Source organism: Streptomyces scabichelini, assembly GCF_011045015.1.
GTDB lineage: Bacteria > Actinomycetota > Actinomycetes > Streptomycetales > Streptomycetaceae > Streptomyces > Streptomyces scabichelini.
Genome location: NZ_JAAKZY010000131.1, coordinates 1 through 19,845, shown reverse-complemented (window position 1 = coordinate 19,845; position 19,845 = coordinate 1). Strand labels below are relative to the sequence as shown.

Below are 19,845 nucleotides of genomic sequence, written 5' to 3'. Positions count from 1 at the left end.
CGGCCCTACTCCGCGAAGCGGAACGTGGACGTGATCGCGTCGAAGATGTCGAAGAACGAGTCCGCGAGGTCCAGCACCTGGCTGCTCCCGGCGATGAGCGCGACCTTGCCCTCCTGCCCGGGCACGGGGATGAACGTTTGCATGAGTACGGCACGGATGGTGCGGTTGAGGGTGTCGCCGGGCACCGGGATGTCCTCGATCCCGTACGTACGCGCCGCCGGCCCGACGCCGGGGATGTCGACGGTCGTGACCTTCCGCCACGCGTCGCCCTCCTTCTTCGCCTCGCGCACGGCGAGTTGGCCCGCCATGAACTGCGGGTCGGTGGAGAGAGGTTCACCGGCCTGCGTACGCCCGCCGACGAGCGAGACGGTGATCGACCCGGTGATCGGCGTGTCCCCGCCGAAGCTCTCCGCCATGCAACCGCAGTACAGCGCACCCGATTTCCACGCGTCTGCCGCGGACTTCTGCAGGAAGGCGGTGTACGTGTCCTTGTACTTCTCCAACTCCGGGCGCTCCCGCACCCGTTCGGCCACCATCCGCCGAATCGAGTCGTCCCGCGACTCGGGCCGCACGTCGAACTCCCACCACGACTCCGGCACCTTGATCCGAAAACCACCGCGCTCGATGGTGAGCGCCTCCATGTAGCGGGCCATGCCGTTGTCCCCCGGTTCCGGTGCGAGCTGGTGTGCGTCTGCGTCAAGCGTACGAGGGCGCGTACTCCTGGCCTCGGCGGCTCATGCGTACTCTTCCCCACGTGTCCATCGCTATGGTCGCGACGACGAGGGCGACGGCGCGTTCGGGCTCGTACCGGCCCTGCAGCGTCTCCGCCCTCCGACAGCGGTACGAAGCACCAGTACGCCCACTGCCGACGTCCTTCACACGGCCCGCGTCCTCCATCCACCGTCGCCGCTTGAACGCTCCGTAATACGCGTCATACACTCGCCTCATGGCTAGGACCAGGATCAGCATCAGCCTTGAGCAGGAGCAGGCCGAGCGCATCAGGCAGCACGCGGAGCGGGCAGGCATGGACGTCTCCGCGTACCTCGTGCACGCTGCGACCCGGCAGATGGCGGAGACCGAGGCCATAGAAGATCAGTTCTCCGGGCTCGATGCCCTCATCGCCGAGGCGGAGGCCGAAGCGGCAGCCCTTCCGCCCGAACCAGACATGAAGGCACAGGAGTTGACAGAGCAGGAGCGACGAGACGTCGAAGCCGCTCTCAACCTCGTCTACGGTGAAGACCGCTCGACTGCCCGCCCCGGACACGCCGCGTGAGTGCACGGGTCCCGGTGTACGACACCGGAATGCTCATCGCCCTCGCGGACCGGAAAGCCAAGGCCGTGGCACTGCACAACGGCCTCATGGCCGCTCCCCACCGCGCCCTTGTTCTCGGTCCCGTTCTCGCCCAGGTGTGGCGCCCGCGTCCGGCGTCCATTCACGCCCTGGCCGCCGTCCTGAAGGACTGCACCGTGCCACAGGCCCGGACATCCGAACCAGCCATGCGTGAAACGAGAGCTGGCCGGCCGGAGTGCATCGCATGCGCCAACGGCCCTGACGTCATCGACTGGCGCCGCATCGGCGCGGCGCTGGGGGAGGCGAAACTCCCTCCCAAGAAGAAGCCGGACCCGGTGGACGCGTGGGTGACCCTATCCGCCGTGAAACACGGCAGCGCCGTGATCTTCACCAGCGACCCGGAGGACATCGAGGCGTATCTGGCCGTGCTGAACCCGGGTGACGTCCACGTCCAGGCGGTGTGACGGAAGAACGGGGCGGGCGACGCCGCTACTCCTGCTCGCTGTCAGGCCGTCGGGCCCCGACAAGGCCAGGCATGCTCACAATTCAATGGGGCGGTAGGCCAGAGCTTGATCTACTACTTCCTCTGGCGTGAGCTCTGGATCCGAGTAATAGATCAAGTCAGATACGCGAGGATGCGGGACGCTCTTTTCCAATTCCTCCACCAGTGCATCTTCCTCGTCTTCGGGAAGAGTCGCGTCAGCAAGCTGCTGCACCATTTGAATGAGCTCATCACCGGTCTTCGAGATCATGTAGCGCATCCTCTCGACTTGAGCCTGCTAATTACCGAAGCGACCTCTTGCCCGGGTACAGGATGAACGATCTCCGGGGCGCTCAGCTCATGGGCCGGATCCCGGCGGGACGACACCTGATGCGAAGTGACAGAGTGAGGCGCTGACGAAGATCCACCGCTAGACCGCTGCCCCGGAGGATGCGCACAGAGGTGGACTACTGGCAGCCTGATCCGGGCGAGATAATGCTCGGCCGTACCCCGGTCACCTTTGCCTCGGGCGCGGCGATGAGTGTCAGAGGCATGCGCTGGTTTCGCAACCCCGAGCGTAATGACATCCAGAGCGAACTGGCGGGCTGGCCCGAAGGGCCGGTCCACAGAGCCCGTTCGAGCGGCGGCTCGCTGACACGAAACGTCCTCAAGGGCGGAGCAATCGCCGTAGGTGTGGCGATCCTGGGCGTCCTCACGTCGCAGGGAGGCGGCTTCAGCGGCGGCGGTGGCACGCGCTCGGGTGCGCACAAGTCCAAGGACCAGGCTGACGAGATCGAGGACTTCCCTGTGATGTGGGCGGCGCCCGACACGATCGCCCGTACCCTTCCCTGGCAGCTGGATCCAGGCCGAGCCAAGCAGAAGCACTACCGCACGCACGCGATCGTCACCGACCGCCGTCTGATCATCGTGGGCCTTCCCTTTTCCGAGAAGAACACGGAGCGCGTCGAGGACGAGGTGCTGTGGGAGACCCCGCGATCCGCCATCAGCACGCTCGAACGACGGGATTTCAAGAACGGCAAAGACGTGAAGGTCGTCTTCTCGGACGGCTCTTGGTGCCGACTACGCGCTTTTCGGCGGGAGTGCCTCACGCGCTACTTGATTGACCGGCCCAACTTCGTGCCCCTGGAGTCGCTCACACCAGCCCAGCGCAGCACGGCCGAAGCTTTCGCGGCGGCGCACGCACCGGACACCGGGTCTCCCCTGGTCACCCAGAACCTGTGCGGCTGCTACCGGGTCGACGCCCTGGCACCCAGCATGGCCGACGCGTTCTTCGGTCACTCCGACCAGAACATGCTCATGGATGCGGATGGAGCTGAAATCAGCCTCACGAAGTACCACTGGGAGGACTTCTCACCTGACTCGCAGCAGGAGTTGCGGGACATGCACCACCGGCCGCCTTCAGGGGTCGAGGCTTCGCCGAAGCGAACGAATTAGACCAGCGATTCAGATGAACGTTTCCGGCAGCAGCGACTACCGCTCCTCACCACCTGCGGGCTCTTCGGCTTGGGGATACGCGACGAAAGAGCCCTTCGCGAGGAGCGTGACGACGAGGCCGCGGTCGCGGAGTTCGCGGTGGGCGGTCAGGTCGGCGATGCGTTCCACCAGGTCAGCGTCAGGCAGAGCGGGAGTTGCCCTGACCGCGCGAGCCGATGCGCAGCCCTCGCATGGCTCCCAGCCCGAACCGCTCCCAGGGAATCATCACCAGAGGCACCCAGCTGAAGCCGACGACGGGAACGCTGAGCAGCGTAATGACTCCCTCGGGAAGGATCCAGCCGAGCTGAGTGGCAAGCAGCGAGACGACAACCAGGTAGATGCCGAACACAACAATTGCTAACGCCTTGAGCAGGGCCTCGCCCGGTCCGAGCCTGGGCTTCTCCTCGGTCCCCCGGACCGCCGCAGGAGGAGCAGCGGCAGCATCAGCCCCAGCAGGCCACCCATGCCGGCACCTCCGATGATCACGGCATTCCGGCCGTCATCAGGGACCGCTGGCGACAAGAAGGAGTCGTCGGCCAAGCCGACGGTCAGGGCGGCGCCCGCATAAGCACCGAGCATTATGGTCGCCAGGACCAGCAGCAGCCCCGCACCGAATGCGATGTTCCCTGCCAGCGAGCGCCCACGGCTCTGCGCCTGGGGCTTCCCGACCCTTGATCCAACAGCCATGGACGCTCCCATTCCCCGCCAGGACCGGATGAGAATAGCTGCCCCTGTCGGCTGCGAGCAGTTGAGCGGGGCCTGGGATTCGGGTCGGGCAGGGCCAAACCGCCAAACCCCAGGACGCGCGCCGAACGTCTCTTACGCCTCGCGCGAAGGGAACGTACTGGTGTCGATCTTTACACGCTCTCCGGTAGCCAAGGTAAAGCTGACCGTCTCCCCATACGGAACCTCCACGGCCCGCCCGTAGCCGGAGGCATGCGGCTCCGACATCAACGTGACCACCTTCTTGAACGGGTCGGCGATCATGTAGAAGTCGATCCCGAACCGTCCGTACTTCTGGACGTTCCGGACGTAGTCCTTCTCGTCCTCGGGCTCGGACGGGACCTCGACCACCGCGAGCACGTCGATACAGGAGTAACTGTTCTTGCGGCGCTCAGCGTCGAATCCGACGATCGTCAGATCCGGCACGGCGTCGTTCTCCCCGGGAAAGGTCACCAGGACACCGCCGAAGGCGCGCTCCCGCGCGATGCCTGTGGCCTTCACGGCATCCGTGACGTCAGAGACGGTCCAGTCCTGCTCCGGACTCTTCGGGGTCATGATCACCCGGCCGTCGAAGACCTCGACCTTGTGGCCCTCGGGGATACCGCCGCGCTCGATCAGATCACTCATGACAGTCACGGCGGCTCACCTCCTGCGAGCATTATGGCTGGCCGGAGCCGAGGCGGTTCGACGTATCGATGACCCGGTCGACACATCGAGACCGGCTCGCGGCGGTCGGGTCGTTCGCCGAGGAATGCTTCAGCCGATGGGACCCCAGTCCCGACGCGGCCTCGGCGGCTCGGTCGTCTGCGCGGACACGGCGGAGGCGTCACCGACCCCGTTCCTGGAGACACGCCCCATCAGCACCAGCACTACGAGCCCCAGCAGACCGAACCCCCCGAACAGCACGCCGAACCCCACCCCGAACCACCCACTGGTGTCACCGCGACTCAAATCGCGGACACCGGAGACGACCAAAGCCACGCCGATGAGCAACGGCGGCGGCACCCAGGGCCACGGATCTGGCTGAGGAACCGGCTCTGGACGCCGCCCTTCAGAGAAAGCCGCGTACCAAAAACGAGCACTCCACCAGGCGAGCAGGTACGCCGACACCGCCGCAGCCCCGAAGCCGACGATGGCCGGCGCGTCACCGCCGGTCCCTTGGAGCGTGGTGCCGGTCAGCCCCATCCCGAGCATGAGCATGACTATGCAGAGCATGACACCGATGGCGAGACGGGATCGGCGGCTGCCGTTGAGGGCGTTGGAGGGTATGTACACCGGGTCACCTTATGAGGGCGGACTGCTGGGCGCGGAAGATCAGCGTTCGGCGACGAAGGAGCCCATGCCCGGCGTGGTGACGATAAGCCCTTCCGCCCGCAATGCAGCCGTGGCCTTCCGCACAGTGACCCGGGAAACGCCGAACTCTTGCTCCAGCTTCACCTCGGAGATGAGCCCGCGCACGGGGTACTCGCCGCTCGCGATCCGCTCCCGGATCACCTCGGCGATCTGCTGCCACTTGGGCCTGGTGGGGTCGAATTCGAACACAGGCGAACTGTACGTAGGCGCGGGGATGCAGGCATAGCGGCCCCTTTAATAACCTAGGTATAGACAGGATGTAACAGGTGGCTCTACGGTAGGTCGACAGAAAACCCCCGCGGCCGATGGGACGGCCCGGGGGCGTTGGCCGAACGCTTCGAAGGAGCGCCGACATGTTGGACCTTACTCTCCACTTCCTCGCCTGGATGCTGAGTATCTGCACCCCACGCCCCCGAGGCCGCCACCGCCTCGGAGCCATCCCACCGCTGCGGTACACCCCCGCCCCGTCGCCACGGTTCACCGAACTCCTCGACGGCAGCGCGTCCCGTCTCGTACGCCCCTACGTGCTGGACCCCGCCGAACACCGCCTCCAACGCGAACGCCGCCGGGCCCTCTACCTCGCAACCCTGGGCATCGACGTCGGCCCGACCCACATCCACGGCGTCCGCGTACCGGCGGCCACCCGATGACGCGCCCCGCCGTGCGGATGTGCGCACGCTGCCACCGCACGACGAGCCATCCAGTACTGGTCCACGAGGTACACGCGGCCACCGGGCCCGGCTTCAACGTCTACGCATGCCCCGAGTGCGCCGGCCACTACCCGCCCATGACCGACCGACTGGAACTCCCCGAGACCCCTCGCCGACGCTCCCGCCTCACCCTCCGCGTCTACAAGGTCAACGCTCAGGGCACCGTGACCGAGGACCGGGGTGAGGTCGAGGTTCTGACCGGTGGCCGCGCCCAGCCCGTACCGCGTACGTGGGCGTTCCCACCGTGCGAATGCCCACGCTGCCGAACGGAAGCACACAGCACGGCTCAGAGGACCTGCTGAATAACGAACTCCGGACCCAACCCGAGCCCGCCATCGAGGAGTTCCAGATCTGAACGACCACCTCACGCCACGACGGAACCCTCGTCGCGCAAGCAACGCCTGAATCCCGGCAAATAGCACCCCGCACTCGGCCCCGAACGCAAATCCCGCGCTCGGGGCCTCCGCGCATCCAGACACAATCGGGCCACAAGCGCTCTTGACTTGCCCCGTTTTCTTCCCATCTGCCCAGCCATGCAAGGAAGTTCGCCGTGGCGAAACTGTCCGCCCCACAGATACCGTCGTTGCTCTTGACTGAACCTATGTCTCACGGGGAGTCCACAGTGAAGCGCCGCCCTTTGCCCGTTGCTGCCGCGCTCGCCGCAACCGCAGCCCTGCTACTGACGGCCTGCGGGAGCGGAGACGACAGCTCGAAGGACAACGACAAGATCGCGGGGGCCGGCACCGGCGACACGAAGACATCGGCTTCGCCGGGCGCAAGCGCGTCGGACGACGCCGAGCGTCCCGCTATGACGCTCCCCGACGACATCAAGGAAACCTTCGAAAACTGGAAGACCGGCGACGCGACGAAAGACGCGATTCTGGCGGACGCAGGACGGGCCCAGACTGCTGTCACTCACGCCGTCGTCAAAGGTGACCCTGAAGATCCAGCCCTGTCCTTCTACCAGGCCGGGACCGCACTCCCAGGCAGCCAGGACTGGGTCAAGTCGGTCATCGATTCCGGATCCACCTTCACCGGCGAGGTGCGTTACTACGCACCCGACATCAGCGTGCTCGGCAAGAACCTTGCTGGTGTCGCCTTTTGCTCCGACGAGAGCAAAGCATTCAACAAGGACCGAGAGACGAACAAGGTCGACAAGACTCCCGTGAGCAACGACTCGTACGTCCTCTACAGCACCCGCCTGGAGAAGAACGAGCAGGGCGTCTGGCAGACCACGAAGCTGGAATCGGAACGGGGGAACAAGAAGTGCACGCCGTGAACAGGCACCGCAGGTCGTTCATAGTCGGCGCAGTGGCCGGAGTAATCGCTCTGACGCCAAGCCCGGCGATGGCGGGGTGGGGGCCCGGCTCGTCAAATGGTGAGAAGCCGAAGACCAGCGGCACGCGATCCGGCAACAGCATCGCTTCCATGATCACTTACAGCGGCACCACGGGTGGCAACGACGGCGGCTCCGGGAACGTCACACCCGTAGGCAACTGGACCCCACCCGCCTGCTGGTACGAGCCCCGTACGCCGGACCAGTTCGGGAAGTCCGTCGAGGACGGCTACAACGAGACGGTCAACGCCCCCGGCCAGGACAGCTACGCCAAGACGTCAGTCGGCCAGTACCGGGACAAGTACAAGGACGGCGAGTACAAGAACTACAACAAGGACAAGGCGGACGAGGGCAACTGGTGGGTCGCAGTTCGTGACGAGGACCGCTGGATGGAGCCGGAGGCTCAGGCATGTGACGAGCAGCCGTTCTGGGTCGAGAACGGCGACGATCCAGGGGTCCCGAACGCCGTCACCCCGGAGGTTCTCGCCGAGCTCGCCTACAACCGTCTCGAACTCCCCGAGACCGAGGTCACGCTCGCGCCCGAGGAGAACACCAAGGTGAACCTCCCGACGTGGGCCTGGCTGGACAAGGCCACGTTCAAGGAGGTTGACGTCACCGCCCAGCTCAACGTCGGCGGGCTCAACATCCAGGCGACCACCACCGCCAAGCCGGTCTCCCTCAGGCTGGAACCGGGCACCGAGGAGGCCGAGACGTACCCCGCCTCCGGCGAATGCGCGATCAACGACGACGGATCGATCGGTGAGCCGTACGCCAAGGGCAAGGCCGACCAAACGCCTCCCTGCGGCCTCAAGTACCTCCGCTCCTCCGGCAACGGCACCTTCGAACTCCAGGCAACCGTCACATGGGAAGTTGCGTGGGCCGGCACCGGCGGCGCGGGCGGAGACCTTCCCGACGGCGAGTTCGGCAACGACCAGGCCGTCATCGTCCAGGAGATCCAGTCCGTCAACCGCTGATCACATAACCGCCACACCACGCACAGGGGGAGGGAACTCAGTGGGAGATCCGGACCTGACGGTCGACTTCGAATTCCTCGCGGAGTCCGAGCGGAAGCTCGGTCAGCTCGAGAGGACGTTCAAGGACATCGAGAACCGTCGCGACGACATGCGCGAGCACTGGGGCTCCGGTGAGATAGCCGACGTCATGGGCGATTTCGTCGACAACTGGGATGACTACCGCACCAAGCTCATCGAGGGCATCGAGTCGGTCGGCAAGCTCGTGGCCGGCACCAAGAAGGCGTTCGAAGACCTTGAGAAACAGCTGAGCAAGCGCGACGAAAAGAAGCAGAAGAAGTGACGACAGCGACATCAAAGCGCCGCCCGGTCGACTGGCAGCCACTCTGCGACTCCGACCCGGTACCCGGCGATCCGGAGGAGATCCGCGCCGAAGTCCGCCACATGGTCTCAGTCGCCAAGAAGCTCCGGGACCAGGCGAAAAATCTCCAGACCCTCAGCAACGAAGACAAACTCAAGGGCAAATACGTCAACCGCCTGCGGGAGGACTCCTCCACCCTGGAGAAGCACATGCGGGAGGTGGCCAGTCGATACGAGCGCGTCCACGGCCATCTCACCACCTGGGCCAACGAGTTGGAGGACTTCCAGTCCGACGCAGACCGGGTCTTGCGCCAGGCCAAGGAGAAGCAGGACGAGATCGAGGCCGAGAAGGCCAAGGAAGCCAGCTCCGGCGACAAGGGCACTCCGAAGCCGTCCGTCAGTGGAACCGATCACGACCCTCTGCAGACTTATCGGAATCAGCTGAACACGATCACCGGTGATCGTGACACCCGCGCCAACCACCATGCGGGCAAGATCAGGGACGAGATCGACGACGTAATCGAGGATTCGTGGTGGGACAACGTCAAGGGCTGGGTTCACGACAACGCGGACTGGATTAAGACCGTCCTTGATGCGCTCGGCTGGATCGCGACCATCGCCGGCATTGTCGCCATCTGGATTCCCGGCCTGAATTTCCTGGTCCTCGGGATCGCCATTCTGACCATCCTCACCAGATCCCTGCTCGTAGCCTCCGGCGACGCATCCTGGACCGATCTGGCCTTCGATGTAGGCGGTTTGCTTCTCATGGGCCTTGGCCGCGGCGGTATCATCGCGCTCACGAAAGCAAACAAGGTCACCTCCACGGCTGCCCAGGCCAGCCGGACAGCCGGGCTCAAGGCGGGCCTCAGGTCACACAAGGGAATGCTCGACGATCTGAGTAAAGCCATGGCGAACGCCCAGGATGACGTGTCCCGGAAGTTCTTCTCGGATTTGCGTCATTTCACGCTGAAGAAGATCTCCGGGGAGGCCGGACTGGTCGCCAAGGGACCGACCCCCGTTTCCACGGTCTCCAAGTGGGCGCACCTGGGCGATGACGAGGCAGCAGGACTGTTTGGACAGCTCCGCGCGAATAAGGGAGTCTTTGGCGACGCTGTGTCAGGCGGGTACTCCAAGCTCGGACACGCGGGGTACGGAGCATCCATGGTCGCCGCGTACGGTGGTATGGGCGTCGACGTCGTGGACAAGTCGCTGAGCAAGAGTGACTCCATCGGCTGGCTGGACGAGCAGGGCCTGCTTCCCGGAGACAAGCCGTACAACGAGGGCTACAACACCTGGAAGGAGAGCGGCTGGATGCCCGCCCCGGACACTCACTGGTGAACAATCGGATACGGCCCCGGAACAGGACCGACCTCGGCACGGAGAGCAGGAGAAATGGCTGAGTCTCTCAGGGAACAGTTGGGCACTGGCGCGAATTTCAAGGTGCGGGTGACCATCATCGGCGCGCTGGTGTCCATCGTCCCGTTGATCGGAATCTCGCTCCTGATCCCCGATGACAGTCGTGCGGTCCTATTTTGGATCTACTGGGCCATGCTGGCGGGCTGCCTGCTCCATCTCCTATGGATCTTGATCAAGAATCCCACGCCTAGTAAGCGACCACCGCTGCTGACGCGTGACCTGGCCATGGGCTGGTCCCTTCTGCTGCCCAGCCTTTTCAGCTCCTTCTGGCCAGGAATCGTGGGAGCCCCTTTGTTCACTGTGCTGGTTGGCGCGACCTCGGTCGCAGAGAAGATTCGGAACCGCAGTGCCACATCCTGAGACGTCCGTGGAATCCGCCCGCGTCCCAAACGGATTCAATCTCGTTCCACCGCCCGGATGGGACACTATTCCGCTTCAAAGCGGAACAAAAGAGGCAATACAGCGGATCGTGCGGAAGTCCGTTTCTCAACTGCCTGCCGGATTCCCAAAGGACGACATCCCCAAGGCCCGGCTGCAGCTCACGAAAGAGCTGAAGAAGACCATTCGGCACGCTCGCAGCTCGGATGGTCTGACGCTCTACCTCCCTGTCGAGCGGATGCACGGGATGCTCATCCCGGCTTCCTTCGTGGCCTCCGAGCCGCTGGGGGCACCGAGAGCGAACCTTGAGCCCGAGGCCGTACTCATGGACCTCGCCCGTGACGCCGAGGACGCCTCAGTCCGGGAACTCGATGGAACGGCGGCCGTGCGTACCCTCCAGAAGCTGCCCGCCGACCCGGACAAGGGGGTCGACGTGCCGTCCTGGCGGGTGCAGTACACCGTGCCGATCCCGCACAGTGTCCCCGCCCAGTGGCTGACTTTTTCGTTCAGCACGCTGGCGATCCCCGATATGGACGTCGAGTTCACCGAGACCCTGGTGGAGCTCTTCGATGCCGTTATGACCACCTTTCGTTGGAGCTACGCATGATGATCGTCGAGACCGACTCCGATCCGGCCCTGTGGTTTCACATGCCGCTGGGCGGGACCAAGTCGGAGTTCGCACAGTGGTTGGACCTGCAACTCGACGCGAGTGCCCTGCTTCACCAGCGCAAGCTCACCTGGCGTGAGAAGCGGCAGATGAAGAAGTTTCTGGAGGGCTCGGCCACCATGCTGCGGGACCGTGTCGAGGCCGAACAGGCATTCATCTTTGGTCCGATACCGCCGCAGGCCGCACCACTTGTCTTCTTCACCAAGCAATTCGCCTGCGATGAGGAACACAGCCCTCTGCATCTGAGCATGCTTGCGGAACCGGACCCCACAACCGCCGCCGCCAGCCAGCGCGTGGAGACGACCCCGTTCGACTCGCCCCACTTTGGCGAAGGCCTGCGCTGTCTACGCAGTTGGACCGGTCCCGACGGCGGCCTGATGCTCTCCGTCGCCTACGCCTGGAACGACCCGGCCCACGACATCGACCTGGTTCTCAAGGGCCACTACGACGACCCTGCTCTCCTCGAAGCCTCCTTCGACGCCATCGACGATTTCGCCAGAAGCCTCCGGCTCACAGACGGCGGCTGACGTCCCGAGATGGCGGGATACCGCTGCGGTCGCGATGTGTTGCGATGGTCAGGACACGCTGCGGTGACCGTCGCGACCACACCCCATACCTGAACCTGGAAACCGATCGTCATGTCCTGGATTCCGCCAGGAGCCATTCCCGAACGCGCGCGGCAAGCCCTGATGTTCAGCGGCGGAGTCATGTCCTCATTCGGCGGCGTGTGGCTGCTGGCGACCACGCCCTTCGGCAGATTCACGATCGTGGGAGTCCTACTGATGACGGCAGGAGCGGACTCCTAAGGCACTGGTGGACGTCGCCTTAATCCGAAAATGGGTGGTCACCACCGGGCTCGACACCGCTTCAAGAGCGGCGGCGCAGTCCCGGGCGGCGCGTACAGCAAGATGAAGTACCGCATGACGGCACCAATTCCGGGCACGTCACGATGGTGAGAGAAGCACGACGATAACGAAGCATCCTCCACAGGGGGCGGCCGGTCAGGGCTAGGGCGCTTCTGATGGCTCTTGGACGATGTCTCGGAGTCAGATGACTCTCCGACACACCGATCCTGTTCCGCGTCGGCAAGGAGAGTCTTGACGTGACACGTAGGGGCAAGCAGCGCGCGGCAACGGACCGCCTTGGCATTCATTCCGAAGCGGGCGAATGGTGCTGGATCGACAAGATCCCGCAGCCCCCGGCGGACGTACTCCAGGCCGCGGGCAACCCCCGTCTCCGCCCTGCCAGACTGCCCCCGCTGGGCATGATCGGCGCGGTGCTCGGTGCACCGTTCATGCCCCTCATCATGCTGTTGAGCCTTCTGTCCGACGCCGAAGAAGCCATCAAGCGGTCCCTCGGCACGAAGGAAGAAAAGGAACGGTGGCGAGCCAAGAAGGAGGAGGACAAGCGTCGGGACGCCACCATTACCCAACAACGCCTCGACAAGGTCTTCGACGGAAACTGGCACAGCAACGCCGGGCAGTTCCTGCTGCGTTGGTACAGCCACTCCACCCACCACCAGCGACTGCTGCTCGCGACCCAGGAAGGCATCGTCCTGGCGGCTCCACCGCAGCGCGTCAGCGTGGGACGGGAGAAACACATGCAGATCGTCGCCCACCTTCCCGCCACCGAAGCAACCCTCGTCGACCCTTTCTCCGGTGAGTTCGAGACGAGGATGCTGCTGATCCGTTTCCGAGACGGATCCTGGCTGCGAGTCGATACCGAAGAACTCCGCAGCGACCTCCACATGTACGTGCTCCGGCAGCCACTCCCCGACAGCTGACGCGCCCCCAGGCGGGCGCCCGCCCGGTGCGTTCAACATCCGCTGCCGGACCGGGCGGGCGCCTCTCAGGCCGTCACTTCTTGGCCGACCGCGCCAGCTCCTCATCGATCTGCTCGAACTTGTCCGCGGCCATGGTCAGGTAGTCACCCATGCCGTCCAGGCCGTCCATGGTGTCCTTGGCTCCGCGAACGAATTCGTCGAAGTTCTCGTCGAAGGCCTTCGACGAGCTCTTGGTGACGTAGCCGCTCTCGACCAGATTCGCGATGTACTTCCGCAATCCGTCGAGCTTCTCCTGGAGCTTTTCCTTCTCCTTCACGACATGCTTGGCCGCATCACGCATGTCCTGATATGTGACGTCAAGGTCTTTGGCCATACAGCCCACTCCTAGTCAACTCGCCGCAGGGCCAACCCCCGTGGCACCTCTTGATGCGGATTGTGCGATCGGTGCGATCTTCCGCTCTTGAGCCAGCAGCTTACGGGTGGGGCCCATGAGGACACATCCCCGTTCCCCCAACAATCGGCCGTGAACTGGTGCACACGGCGTTGCCACTGGGAAGGCGGAGGGGGCAGCCCGTTGCCCTCCAGTGGTAAGGAGCCGATATCGTCGCTCCCACTGTGGCCTGCGTTGCGGAAGCGGTCACGGGGCCGTGGGGAGGACAAGCGTGCGCCTGACTCTGACCGTCGTCGATCCATTCGGCGGTGAAACCGCAGACGTCGTACTCGATGCGGATCCTGAGTCCACTGTCGGGGACATCGCGCAGGAACTGGCACGGCAAGTCGGGCACAGCGGTGCCCAAGTCATTCCGCTCGGGCAGCACCAGGCTCCCAGGAACGGCGCGCCCATGGTGTACGTGGACGGCTACGCCCTCGACCCCAGCGCCACCGCCGTCGGCTCACCTCTGCGGGAGGGAGCCGTCGTCAGCCTTCAGGACCCCGCCGGCTGCCTGCCGGGCGAGCCCACCGGACTGGTCGAACTGCGGGTGGTCGGCGGGCCCGTGGCAGGTGCTGTGCACCGGCTCGGGATCGGGCGGTACGACATCGGAAGCGGGTCGGCCTCGTACATCCGGATCGACGACCCCGAACTCGACGCCCGCGCGCTCACGTTGTCAGTTGCAACCGATGGCACTTGCCAAGTCGCCGTGCATGGGGACAAGGAGGGCGTCACCCTCGACGGAGCGGAGCTCGAAGGCGACGCGTGGCCTCTTGGCGGGCAGATCGCCGTGGGGAACACCCTGCTGGAACTGACCCGGTACTCCCCGCCGGACGCCGCCCTCAAGTGGTCCGAGGACGGCATAGGCCTCGACTACAACCGGCCGCCACGGCTGCGTCCTCCGGATCGGCAGACCAAGTTCCGGCTGCCGTCGCCGCCCCGGGACTTCGAAGCGAGGCCGCTGCCCTGGCTCATGGCGCTGACTCCGCTCGTCGGCGCGGTCGTCGCTGTGGCCATCTTCGGTCGCTGGTACTACCTGATCATGGCCGCGCTGAGCCCGCTCATACTCTTCGGCAACTACTTCATGGACAAGAAGCACGGGCGGAAGTCCCATGCGAAGCAGGTCAAGGAGTACAAGGAGCACAAGCAGCGCATCGAGAAAGACGCACAGGAAGCCCTCGTCACCGAGCGCCTCGACCGACGACACGCCATTCCCGACCCCGCCACGGTCCTCTCCCTCGGCACTGGTCCGCGTACCCGGTTGTGGGAGCGGCGGCGCACCGACCGCGACCATCTGCTGGTGCGCGTGGGCACAGGGCAGCTTCCGTCGGAGGTCGTACTGGACGACCCCGAACAGGACGAGCATCGTCGGCAGGTCACCTGGAAGATCGAGGACGCACCCGTCGCGCTGTCGCTGCGCTCCCTCGGCGTCATCGGCATGGCGGGACCGGGCGACTCGGCCCGTGCGCTCGGCCGTTGGGCTGTGGCGCAGACCGCGGCCCTGCACAGCCCGATGGATGTGCAGTTCTACGTTCTGAGTGAGAACACCGCACAGGACAGCTGGGACTGGGCGCGCTGGCTGCCGCACGCGCGGCCCTCCGGCGGCCAGGACATCAACCTGCTGATCGGCACCGACGCCGAAACCGTCGGCGCTCGCATCGGTGAACTGACGCAGATCCTCGACGCGCGCACCAAGGCGGCGCAGGAGAACCGCGGCCAGGCCTCGTCCTTCAGCGACCCGGACATCGTCGTCATCTGGGACGGTTCCCGCCGCCTGCGGTCCCTGCCAGGAGTGGTGCGGCTGCTGCGCGAGGGGCCGAGCGTGTCGATGTACGCGCTGTGTCTCGACGCCGAGGAGCGGTTCCTGCCCGGCGAGTGCCAGGCCATGGTCATCGCCGAGCCGAAGCCGCAGGAGCCCGGCGAGGCGAACAGCCAGGCAGCGGACGCGAATCAGCAGCCTCAAGGAGGCATCCCCCGGCCGACCGCCGGCAATTTCCCTTCCATGCAGGCCTGGCACACGGCCGCGAACCAGCCCGCCGGGCGCGACGGGACCGACAAGCTGCGGCTGCGAGTCGAGGAGGCGGGGACCGAACGGGTCGCCCAGGTGCGCCCCGACTTCGTCTCCGCCGCCTGGTGCCTCCGCCTGGCCCGCTCACTGTCGCCGCTGCGCGACATCAGCGGCGAGACGGAGGACTCCGCGCTTCCCGCCTCCAGCCGCCTGCTCGACGTACTGCAGTTGGAGCCGCCCACGAGCGATGCCATCACCGCGCGCTGGCGTATGGGCGGCCAGTCGACGTTGGCAGTCATCGGTGAGTCGTACGACGGGCCGTTCGGCATCGACATGCGCAAAGACGGGCCGCACGGTCTGATCGCCGGTACGACCGGTTCCGGTAAGTCGGAGCTGCTGCAGACCATCGTGGCCGCGCTCGCGGTGGCCAACACCCCCGAGAACATGACGTTCGTGCTCGTCGACTACAAAGGTGGCTCGGCGTTCAAGGACTGCGTGAAGCTGCCGCACACGGTCGGTATGGTCACCGACCTCGACGCACACCTCGTCGAGAGGGCCCTGGAATCGCTCGGCGCCGAACTGAAGCGGCGTGAGCACATCCTCGCCGCCGCCGACGCCAAGGACATCGAGGACTACCAAGACCTCGTACGACGCGATCCCTCGCACCCTCCCGTGCCCCGACTCCTCATCGTCATCGACGAGTTCGCATCGATGGTGCGCGACCTGCCCGACTTCGTGACAGGTCTCGTCAACATCGCCCAGCGAGGCCGTTCCCTCGGCATCCACCTGCTCCTGGCCACGCAGCGGCCCAGCGGCGTGGTCTCCCCCGAGATCCGCGCCAACACGAACCTCCGTATCGCGCTGCGTGTGACGGACGGCGGCGAGTCCACCGATGTCATCGACTCCCCCGAGGCCGGGCATATCTCGAAGAGCACCCCGGGTCGTGCCTATGTGCGTCTCGGGCATGCCTCGCTCGTCCCCTTCCAGTCGGGGCGCGTCGGTGGGCGCCGCCCCGGAGCCGCGGACCCGCAGCTCCTCGCCCCCTGGGCGGGGGCACTCACCTGGGAGGACCTGGGCCGTACCGCGTTGGTGAAGCCGAAGGCCGAGGCGCGGGAAGAAGAAGAGATCACCGATCTGAAGGTCCTGGTCGACGCGGTACGCGACGCCAACCAGACCCTGGGTATTCCGGCCCAGCACAGCCCCTGGCTGCCCGCGCTCTCCGAGACGCTGCTGCTCGACGAGATCCCGACGCCACAGGCGGCGGAAACTCCGGGCACGCTGCCGCCTGCTCCGTACGGCGTCGAGGACCTGCCGGCCGCCCAGGCGCGCCGCCCGGTCGCCGTGGACTTCTCCACCTTCGGGCATCTGATGATCGGTGGGGCGCCGCGCAGTGGCCGCTCCCAGATCCTGCGGACCATCGCGGGTTCCCTGGCCCGTACGCACTCGTGTGCCGACGTCCACCTCTACGGCATCGACTGCGGCAACGGCGCGCTCAACGCACTGACCCGCCTGCCGCACTGCGGCGCGGTCGTCGGGCGCAACCAGACCGAGCGCGTGGTCAGGCTGGTCAACCGCCTCAAGGGCGAACTCTCCCGACGCCAAGACCTGTTGGCCGAGAGCGGCTTCGCGGACATCGGAGAACAGCGGGCCGCGGCCGCCGAGGACGAGCGGCTGCCGCACATCGTCATCCTGCTGGACCGCTGGGAGGGCTGGGTGCCCACACTCGGCGAGATCGACCACGGCTCGCTCACGGACGAGCTCACCACGATGATGCGCGAGGGTGCGAGTGTCGGCATCCACCTGGTGCTGACGGGCGACCGTACGCTGCTGGTCGGCCGTATCGCGACCCTGACCGAGGACAAGTACGGGCTGCGGCTGGCAGATCGCAGTGACTTCTCGACGCTCGGCATCCCGACACGCAAGGTGCCGGAGGAGATTCCGCCGGGCCGCGGTTTCAAGAACGAGTCCGGTACGGAGACACAGTTCGCTCTGCTCTCCGAGGACACCACCGGTCAGGGCCAGGCCGCAGCCCTCACGGCGATCGGCGAGGCAGCGGCGGAGCGGGACGCCGGAGTACCGCGCGCCAGGCGCCCGTTCCGCGTCGACAGCCTGCCGAGCCGGATCTCCTTCGGCGACGCCTGGGAGCTCCGCGACCCCGACGCTTCCCGCTCCAAGCTGTGGGCCATGGTGGGCATCGGAGGTGACGAGATCGTCGGATTCGGCCCGGACCTCGCCCAGGGTGTGCCGGCGTTCGTCATCGCGGGTCCCGCCAAGTCGGGCCGCTCGACGGCGTTGATGAACCTCGCACAGTCGTATCTGGCTCAGGGAGTACGTCTCGTCATCGCCGCTCCACGCCAGTCACCGCTGCGCCAACTGGATGGCGCCGATGGCGTGTTGAAGGTGTACACCGGCGACGACATCGACGAGGACGACTTCGAGGAGATCATCGAGTCTGCGTCCCTGGAGGAACCGATCGCCGTACTGGTCGACGACGGGGAGATCCTCGAGGACTGCGACGCCGGGCCTCAGATGAAGCGGATCGTCCAGCGCGGCGCCGAACGAGGGCTGGCGCTTGTCATCGCAGGTGACGAGGAGGACGTCTGCAGCGGCTTCTCCGGCTGGCAGGTCGACGCGAAGAAGAGCCGCCGCGGCCTCCTGCTCTCCCCCCAGGAATCGTCGAGCGGCGACCTCATCGGCCTACGGATGTCGCGCAGCATGGTCGGCGGCCAGATCGCCCCGGGCAAGGGTCTGCTGCATCTCGGTGACGGGGAACTGCGTACGGTCGTCATCCCGGGCTGAAACTCGCCGCTCCGGCAATCGGGCGCGCGTGGACAGAGACAGGTCAACAGAGCGAGACGAGGGGACTGTGAGCGGATCGGCCAGGCAGAAGCGGAGGCGGGCGACGGGTGCCGCGTTGCGGTACGAGCACTCGCGGAAGCGGCCGGCCTCGTCGCGGAAGCCGGGGAGGGAGCGCACGTCGAGGCGCGGAGTGGTTCTCGCCTGGCTGTGCAGCCTCACCTTCGCCGGGGGAATTGTCGGGCTCGTCATTTCAGCCCAGACCTGGGGCCCCACGATCTGGGGCGACATCGCCCCGGACTGGCCCGGCGGCGGTTACGGCTTCGCGGGAACCGCCGGCGGCCTGGGGGCCCTCGCGGTGGCCGCGATGATCGCGCCGCTGACGCGTATGAGGTGGAAGAAGAGCAAGGCCCGTTCGCTCGCCTGGGCAGCGGCCTCGCTCCCCGGCCTGGCCGCGTCCATGCTGTTCCTGGTCGTGATCTTCGGGGCATGGCGGCCCAAGAAGCGTAATCGCAGCTACAGCTGCTCCAGCGAGGGCGGACCCTGCTGGGTCCACGAGCAGTACCCATACGTGTGGGCCGTCGGCCTGGCCGCGACCCTCGTGGCGGTGGCGCTGGTCACCGTACTGGTCAAGCTCCAGGCCACCCGCACACGTACGACGTCCGACTCGGCGGAGCCTTCGGCTACTTGAGCCTGTTCATCCGCGCCACCGGATCCCCCGCCTCCGAGTTGTCCGTCTCGTACCTCAGGTCGTCGCCGACCGGAGTGAGACGTACCTCGTGGCGACCCGTCGTGCACACGGCGTCCTTGGACTTCTTGGCGACGCTGGTGGCGGTGATTTGTTCGGGGGTGGCCTTCTTGAGGACGAGTACGGTGTCGCAGTGGCCGCCGATCAGGTCGGTCTGGCGGAACGTGCCGAACTGTTCGCCCACGCCGGCCTGGCGGACGGTGACGCGGAACTTGCCCATGGGGAGGGTGCCGTTGAGGGCGACGCCGTCGCCCTCCCAGGTGCCCAGGTAGCGCTTGGGGACGGCCGCTCCGGTCGCCGGTGCGTCGGTGCCCGCGGTCACGCTCGGCCTCGCGGCCCCTGCGTCGCTGCTGCTCTCGTCCGACCCGCCCGAACCTCCGCCCGGCAGCAGGTCGAACAGGAACGCAGAGCCGATCGTCACCACCGCCAACGCCCCCGCGACCGCCAGCGCCACCGTGCAACTCACCCTCCGCCCACGGCCGTTGGCCCCCGGCGCGGAGGTCGCGGCCACGGAGACGGACAGCTTCCCGGGACCGGGACCCGATCCCGATCCCGATCCCGATGCCCTTCCCGGTCCCGGTCCCATTGCCGTTCCCGTTTCCGGGCCCTGATGGGATTCCGGGACGTACGTCGGTACGTCCGCCACCGAAGCCGCCTGCTCAGCCCGAGCCGCCGCCGCGTACGAAGGATCCGGCGGCCCGAACACCCCGGCGGGGGCAGGCCCATTGGCCAGAGCAGGCCCATTGGCCAGAGCGGGACCGTCGGCTGGCGCGGACCCGTCGGCCGGCGCGGACCCGCTGGCCGCCGCGGCTCCGTCGGCCCGGAAAGCCTCGTCCGCCCCATCCATCCCAACAGATGGTCGACTTGGCCTTTCCATGGCCCCATCAGACCCCGACACCC

General features: G+C 66.2%; 24 protein-coding genes. 15 read left to right on the top strand and 9 right to left on the bottom strand.

The features are described 5' to 3' along the window. Nucleotides 1–5: 5 nt before the first annotated feature. Entirely contained in the window at nt 6–653 is a 648-nt protein-coding gene (locus G5C60_RS32535) for a hypothetical protein (protein ID WP_165264602.1), read from the bottom strand. Nucleotides 654–946: 293 nt separating this feature from the next. Here G5C60_RS32535 and G5C60_RS32530 point away from each other — a divergent pair, with 293 nt between their 5' ends. Both G5C60_RS32530 and G5C60_RS32525 read left to right on the top strand, forming a co-directional pair. Next, complete coding sequence (locus tag G5C60_RS32530; RefSeq protein ID WP_165264601.1) at nt 947–1,273, top strand: plasmid mobilization protein; 327 nt, start codon at nt 947–949, stop codon at nt 1,271–1,273. Continuing rightward, nucleotides 1,270–1,755 (top strand): hypothetical protein, encoded by a 486-nt coding sequence (locus tag G5C60_RS32525; RefSeq protein WP_165264600.1) that lies wholly within the window; start codon nt 1,270–1,272, stop codon nt 1,753–1,755. The genes G5C60_RS32530 and G5C60_RS32525 overlap by 4 nt, the downstream gene beginning before the upstream one ends. Before the next feature lie 75 nt (nt 1,756–1,830). Here the strand turns inward: G5C60_RS32525 and G5C60_RS32520 are convergent, their stop codons facing one another. Continuing rightward, nucleotides 1,831–2,043: a bacteriocin immunity protein gene (locus tag G5C60_RS32520; protein WP_206440270.1), complete on the bottom strand. Its 213-nt coding sequence runs from the start codon at nt 2,041–2,043 to the stop codon at nt 1,831–1,833. 191 nt (nt 2,044–2,234) lie between these two features. Here G5C60_RS32520 and G5C60_RS32515 point away from each other — a divergent pair, with 191 nt between their 5' ends. Continuing rightward, on the top strand, nt 2,235–3,227 hold the full coding sequence (locus G5C60_RS32515) for a hypothetical protein (RefSeq protein ID WP_206440269.1): 993 nt from the start codon (nt 2,235–2,237) through the stop codon (nt 3,225–3,227). Nucleotides 3,228–3,263: 36 nt separating this feature from the next. Here the strand turns inward: G5C60_RS32515 and G5C60_RS53290 are convergent, their stop codons facing one another. From G5C60_RS53290 to G5C60_RS32490, 5 genes are all read right to left on the bottom strand, one after another. Continuing rightward, entirely contained in the window at nt 3,264–3,395 is a 132-nt protein-coding gene (locus G5C60_RS53290) for a hypothetical protein (protein ID WP_277611402.1), read from the bottom strand. A gap of 10 nt (nt 3,396–3,405) precedes the next feature. Then, nucleotides 3,406–3,615 carry a hypothetical protein gene (locus G5C60_RS32505; RefSeq protein WP_165264599.1) on the bottom strand — a complete coding sequence of 70 codons (210 nt, stop codon included), beginning with the start codon at nt 3,613–3,615 and terminating at the stop codon, nt 3,406–3,408. Nucleotides 3,616–4,085: 470 nt separating this feature from the next. Further along, complete coding sequence (locus tag G5C60_RS32500; RefSeq protein WP_206440268.1) at nt 4,086–4,616, bottom strand: Uma2 family endonuclease; 531 nt, start codon at nt 4,614–4,616, stop codon at nt 4,086–4,088. 129 nt (nt 4,617–4,745) lie between these two features. Then, on the bottom strand, nt 4,746–5,264 hold the full coding sequence (locus G5C60_RS32495) for a hypothetical protein (RefSeq protein ID WP_165264597.1): 519 nt from the start codon (nt 5,262–5,264) through the stop codon (nt 4,746–4,748). A 39-nt stretch (nt 5,265–5,303) separates the two neighbouring features. Then, nucleotides 5,304–5,531 carry a GntR family transcriptional regulator gene (locus G5C60_RS32490; protein ID WP_165264596.1) on the bottom strand — a complete coding sequence of 76 codons (228 nt, stop codon included), beginning with the start codon at nt 5,529–5,531 and terminating at the stop codon, nt 5,304–5,306. A gap of 164 nt (nt 5,532–5,695) precedes the next feature. Between G5C60_RS32490 and G5C60_RS32485 the strand changes: the two genes are divergently transcribed. The 10 genes from G5C60_RS32485 (at nt 5,696) to G5C60_RS32440 (ending at nt 12,963) form a co-directional block, all read left to right on the top strand. After that, nucleotides 5,696–5,992 carry a hypothetical protein gene (locus G5C60_RS32485; RefSeq protein WP_165264586.1) on the top strand — a complete coding sequence of 99 codons (297 nt, stop codon included), beginning with the start codon at nt 5,696–5,698 and terminating at the stop codon, nt 5,990–5,992. Further along, entirely contained in the window at nt 5,989–6,354 is a 366-nt protein-coding gene (locus G5C60_RS32480; protein WP_165264585.1) for a hypothetical protein, read from the top strand. The genes G5C60_RS32485 and G5C60_RS32480 overlap by 4 nt, the downstream gene beginning before the upstream one ends. Before the next feature lie 320 nt (nt 6,355–6,674). Further along, nucleotides 6,675–7,331, top strand: coding sequence for a hypothetical protein (locus G5C60_RS32475; RefSeq protein WP_338145997.1), 657 nt, complete (start codon nt 6,675–6,677; stop codon nt 7,329–7,331). A gap of 149 nt (nt 7,332–7,480) precedes the next feature. Continuing rightward, the gene (locus tag G5C60_RS32470; protein ID WP_206440267.1) at nt 7,481–8,362 is read left to right on the top strand and encodes a hypothetical protein; all 882 of its coding nucleotides are present in this window, start codon (nt 7,481–7,483) and stop codon (nt 8,360–8,362) included. A 40-nt stretch (nt 8,363–8,402) separates the two neighbouring features. Beyond that, nucleotides 8,403–8,702, top strand: a complete 300-nt coding sequence (locus G5C60_RS32465; protein ID WP_165264595.1) for a hypothetical protein — start codon at nt 8,403–8,405, stop codon at nt 8,700–8,702. Next, nucleotides 8,699–10,057 (top strand): hypothetical protein, encoded by a 1,359-nt coding sequence (locus G5C60_RS32460; protein ID WP_338145996.1) that lies wholly within the window; start codon nt 8,699–8,701, stop codon nt 10,055–10,057. The genes G5C60_RS32465 and G5C60_RS32460 overlap by 4 nt, the downstream gene beginning before the upstream one ends. A 54-nt stretch (nt 10,058–10,111) precedes the next feature. Then, nucleotides 10,112–10,495: a hypothetical protein gene (locus G5C60_RS32455; protein WP_165264594.1), complete on the top strand. Its 384-nt coding sequence runs from the start codon at nt 10,112–10,114 to the stop codon at nt 10,493–10,495. 7 nt (nt 10,496–10,502) lie between these two features. Beyond that, complete coding sequence (locus G5C60_RS32450; protein ID WP_165264593.1) at nt 10,503–11,120, top strand: hypothetical protein; 618 nt, start codon at nt 10,503–10,505, stop codon at nt 11,118–11,120. Further along, nucleotides 11,117–11,707, top strand: coding sequence for a hypothetical protein (locus G5C60_RS32445; RefSeq protein ID WP_165264592.1), 591 nt, complete (start codon nt 11,117–11,119; stop codon nt 11,705–11,707). The genes G5C60_RS32450 and G5C60_RS32445 overlap by 4 nt, the downstream gene beginning before the upstream one ends. 575 nt (nt 11,708–12,282) lie before the next feature. Continuing rightward, complete coding sequence (locus tag G5C60_RS32440) at nt 12,283–12,963, top strand: hypothetical protein (protein WP_165264591.1); 681 nt, start codon at nt 12,283–12,285, stop codon at nt 12,961–12,963. A 73-nt stretch (nt 12,964–13,036) separates the two neighbouring features. On the opposite strand, the gene G5C60_RS32435 is transcribed toward G5C60_RS32440, so the two are convergent. Next, the gene (locus tag G5C60_RS32435) at nt 13,037–13,336 is read right to left on the bottom strand and encodes a WXG100 family type VII secretion target (RefSeq protein WP_165264590.1); all 300 of its coding nucleotides are present in this window, start codon (nt 13,334–13,336) and stop codon (nt 13,037–13,039) included. A 289-nt stretch (nt 13,337–13,625) separates the two neighbouring features. On the opposite strand from G5C60_RS32435, the gene G5C60_RS32430 reads away from it, so the two are divergent. Both G5C60_RS32430 and G5C60_RS32425 read left to right on the top strand, forming a co-directional pair. Next, the gene (locus G5C60_RS32430) at nt 13,626–18,200 is read left to right on the top strand and encodes an FtsK/SpoIIIE domain-containing protein (protein ID WP_165264589.1); all 4,575 of its coding nucleotides are present in this window, start codon (nt 13,626–13,628) and stop codon (nt 18,198–18,200) included. 190 nt (nt 18,201–18,390) lie between these two features. Then, nucleotides 18,391–18,888 (top strand): hypothetical protein, encoded by a 498-nt coding sequence (locus G5C60_RS32425; protein WP_165264588.1) that lies wholly within the window; start codon nt 18,391–18,393, stop codon nt 18,886–18,888. Here the strand turns inward: G5C60_RS32425 and G5C60_RS32420 are convergent. After that, nucleotides 18,881–19,456, bottom strand: coding sequence for a hypothetical protein (locus tag G5C60_RS32420; RefSeq protein ID WP_206440265.1), 576 nt, complete (start codon nt 19,454–19,456; stop codon nt 18,881–18,883). The two genes, G5C60_RS32425 and G5C60_RS32420, sit on opposite strands and share 8 nt — an antisense overlap. Between the last annotated feature and the right edge of the window lie 389 nt (nt 19,457–19,845).

What these genes read in the sequence shown, in the direction of transcription:
- G5C60_RS32535 (WP_165264602.1), bottom strand. Translation starts at nt 653, where the DNA reads ATGGCCCGCTACATGGAGGCGCTCACCATCGAGCGCGGTGGTTTTCGG.
- G5C60_RS32470 (WP_206440267.1), top strand. Translation starts at nt 7,481, where the DNA reads ATGATCACTTACAGCGGCACCACGGGTGGCAACGACGGCGGCTCCGGG.
- G5C60_RS32530 (WP_165264601.1), top strand. Translation starts at nt 947, where the DNA reads ATGGCTAGGACCAGGATCAGCATCAGCCTTGAGCAGGAGCAGGCCGAG.
- G5C60_RS32445 (WP_165264592.1), top strand. Translation starts at nt 11,117, where the DNA reads ATGATGATCGTCGAGACCGACTCCGATCCGGCCCTGTGGTTTCACATG.
- G5C60_RS32485 (WP_165264586.1), top strand. Translation starts at nt 5,696, where the DNA reads ATGTTGGACCTTACTCTCCACTTCCTCGCCTGGATGCTGAGTATCTGC.
- G5C60_RS32455 (WP_165264594.1), top strand. Translation starts at nt 10,112, where the DNA reads ATGGCTGAGTCTCTCAGGGAACAGTTGGGCACTGGCGCGAATTTCAAG.
- G5C60_RS32480 (WP_165264585.1), top strand. Translation starts at nt 5,989, where the DNA reads ATGACGCGCCCCGCCGTGCGGATGTGCGCACGCTGCCACCGCACGACG.
- G5C60_RS32435 (WP_165264590.1), bottom strand. Translation starts at nt 13,336, where the DNA reads ATGGCCAAAGACCTTGACGTCACATATCAGGACATGCGTGATGCGGCC.
- G5C60_RS32500 (WP_206440268.1), bottom strand. Translation starts at nt 4,616, where the DNA reads ATGAGTGATCTGATCGAGCGCGGCGGTATCCCCGAGGGCCACAAGGTC.
- G5C60_RS32520 (WP_206440270.1), bottom strand. Translation starts at nt 2,043, where the DNA reads ATGATCTCGAAGACCGGTGATGAGCTCATTCAAATGGTGCAGCAGCTT.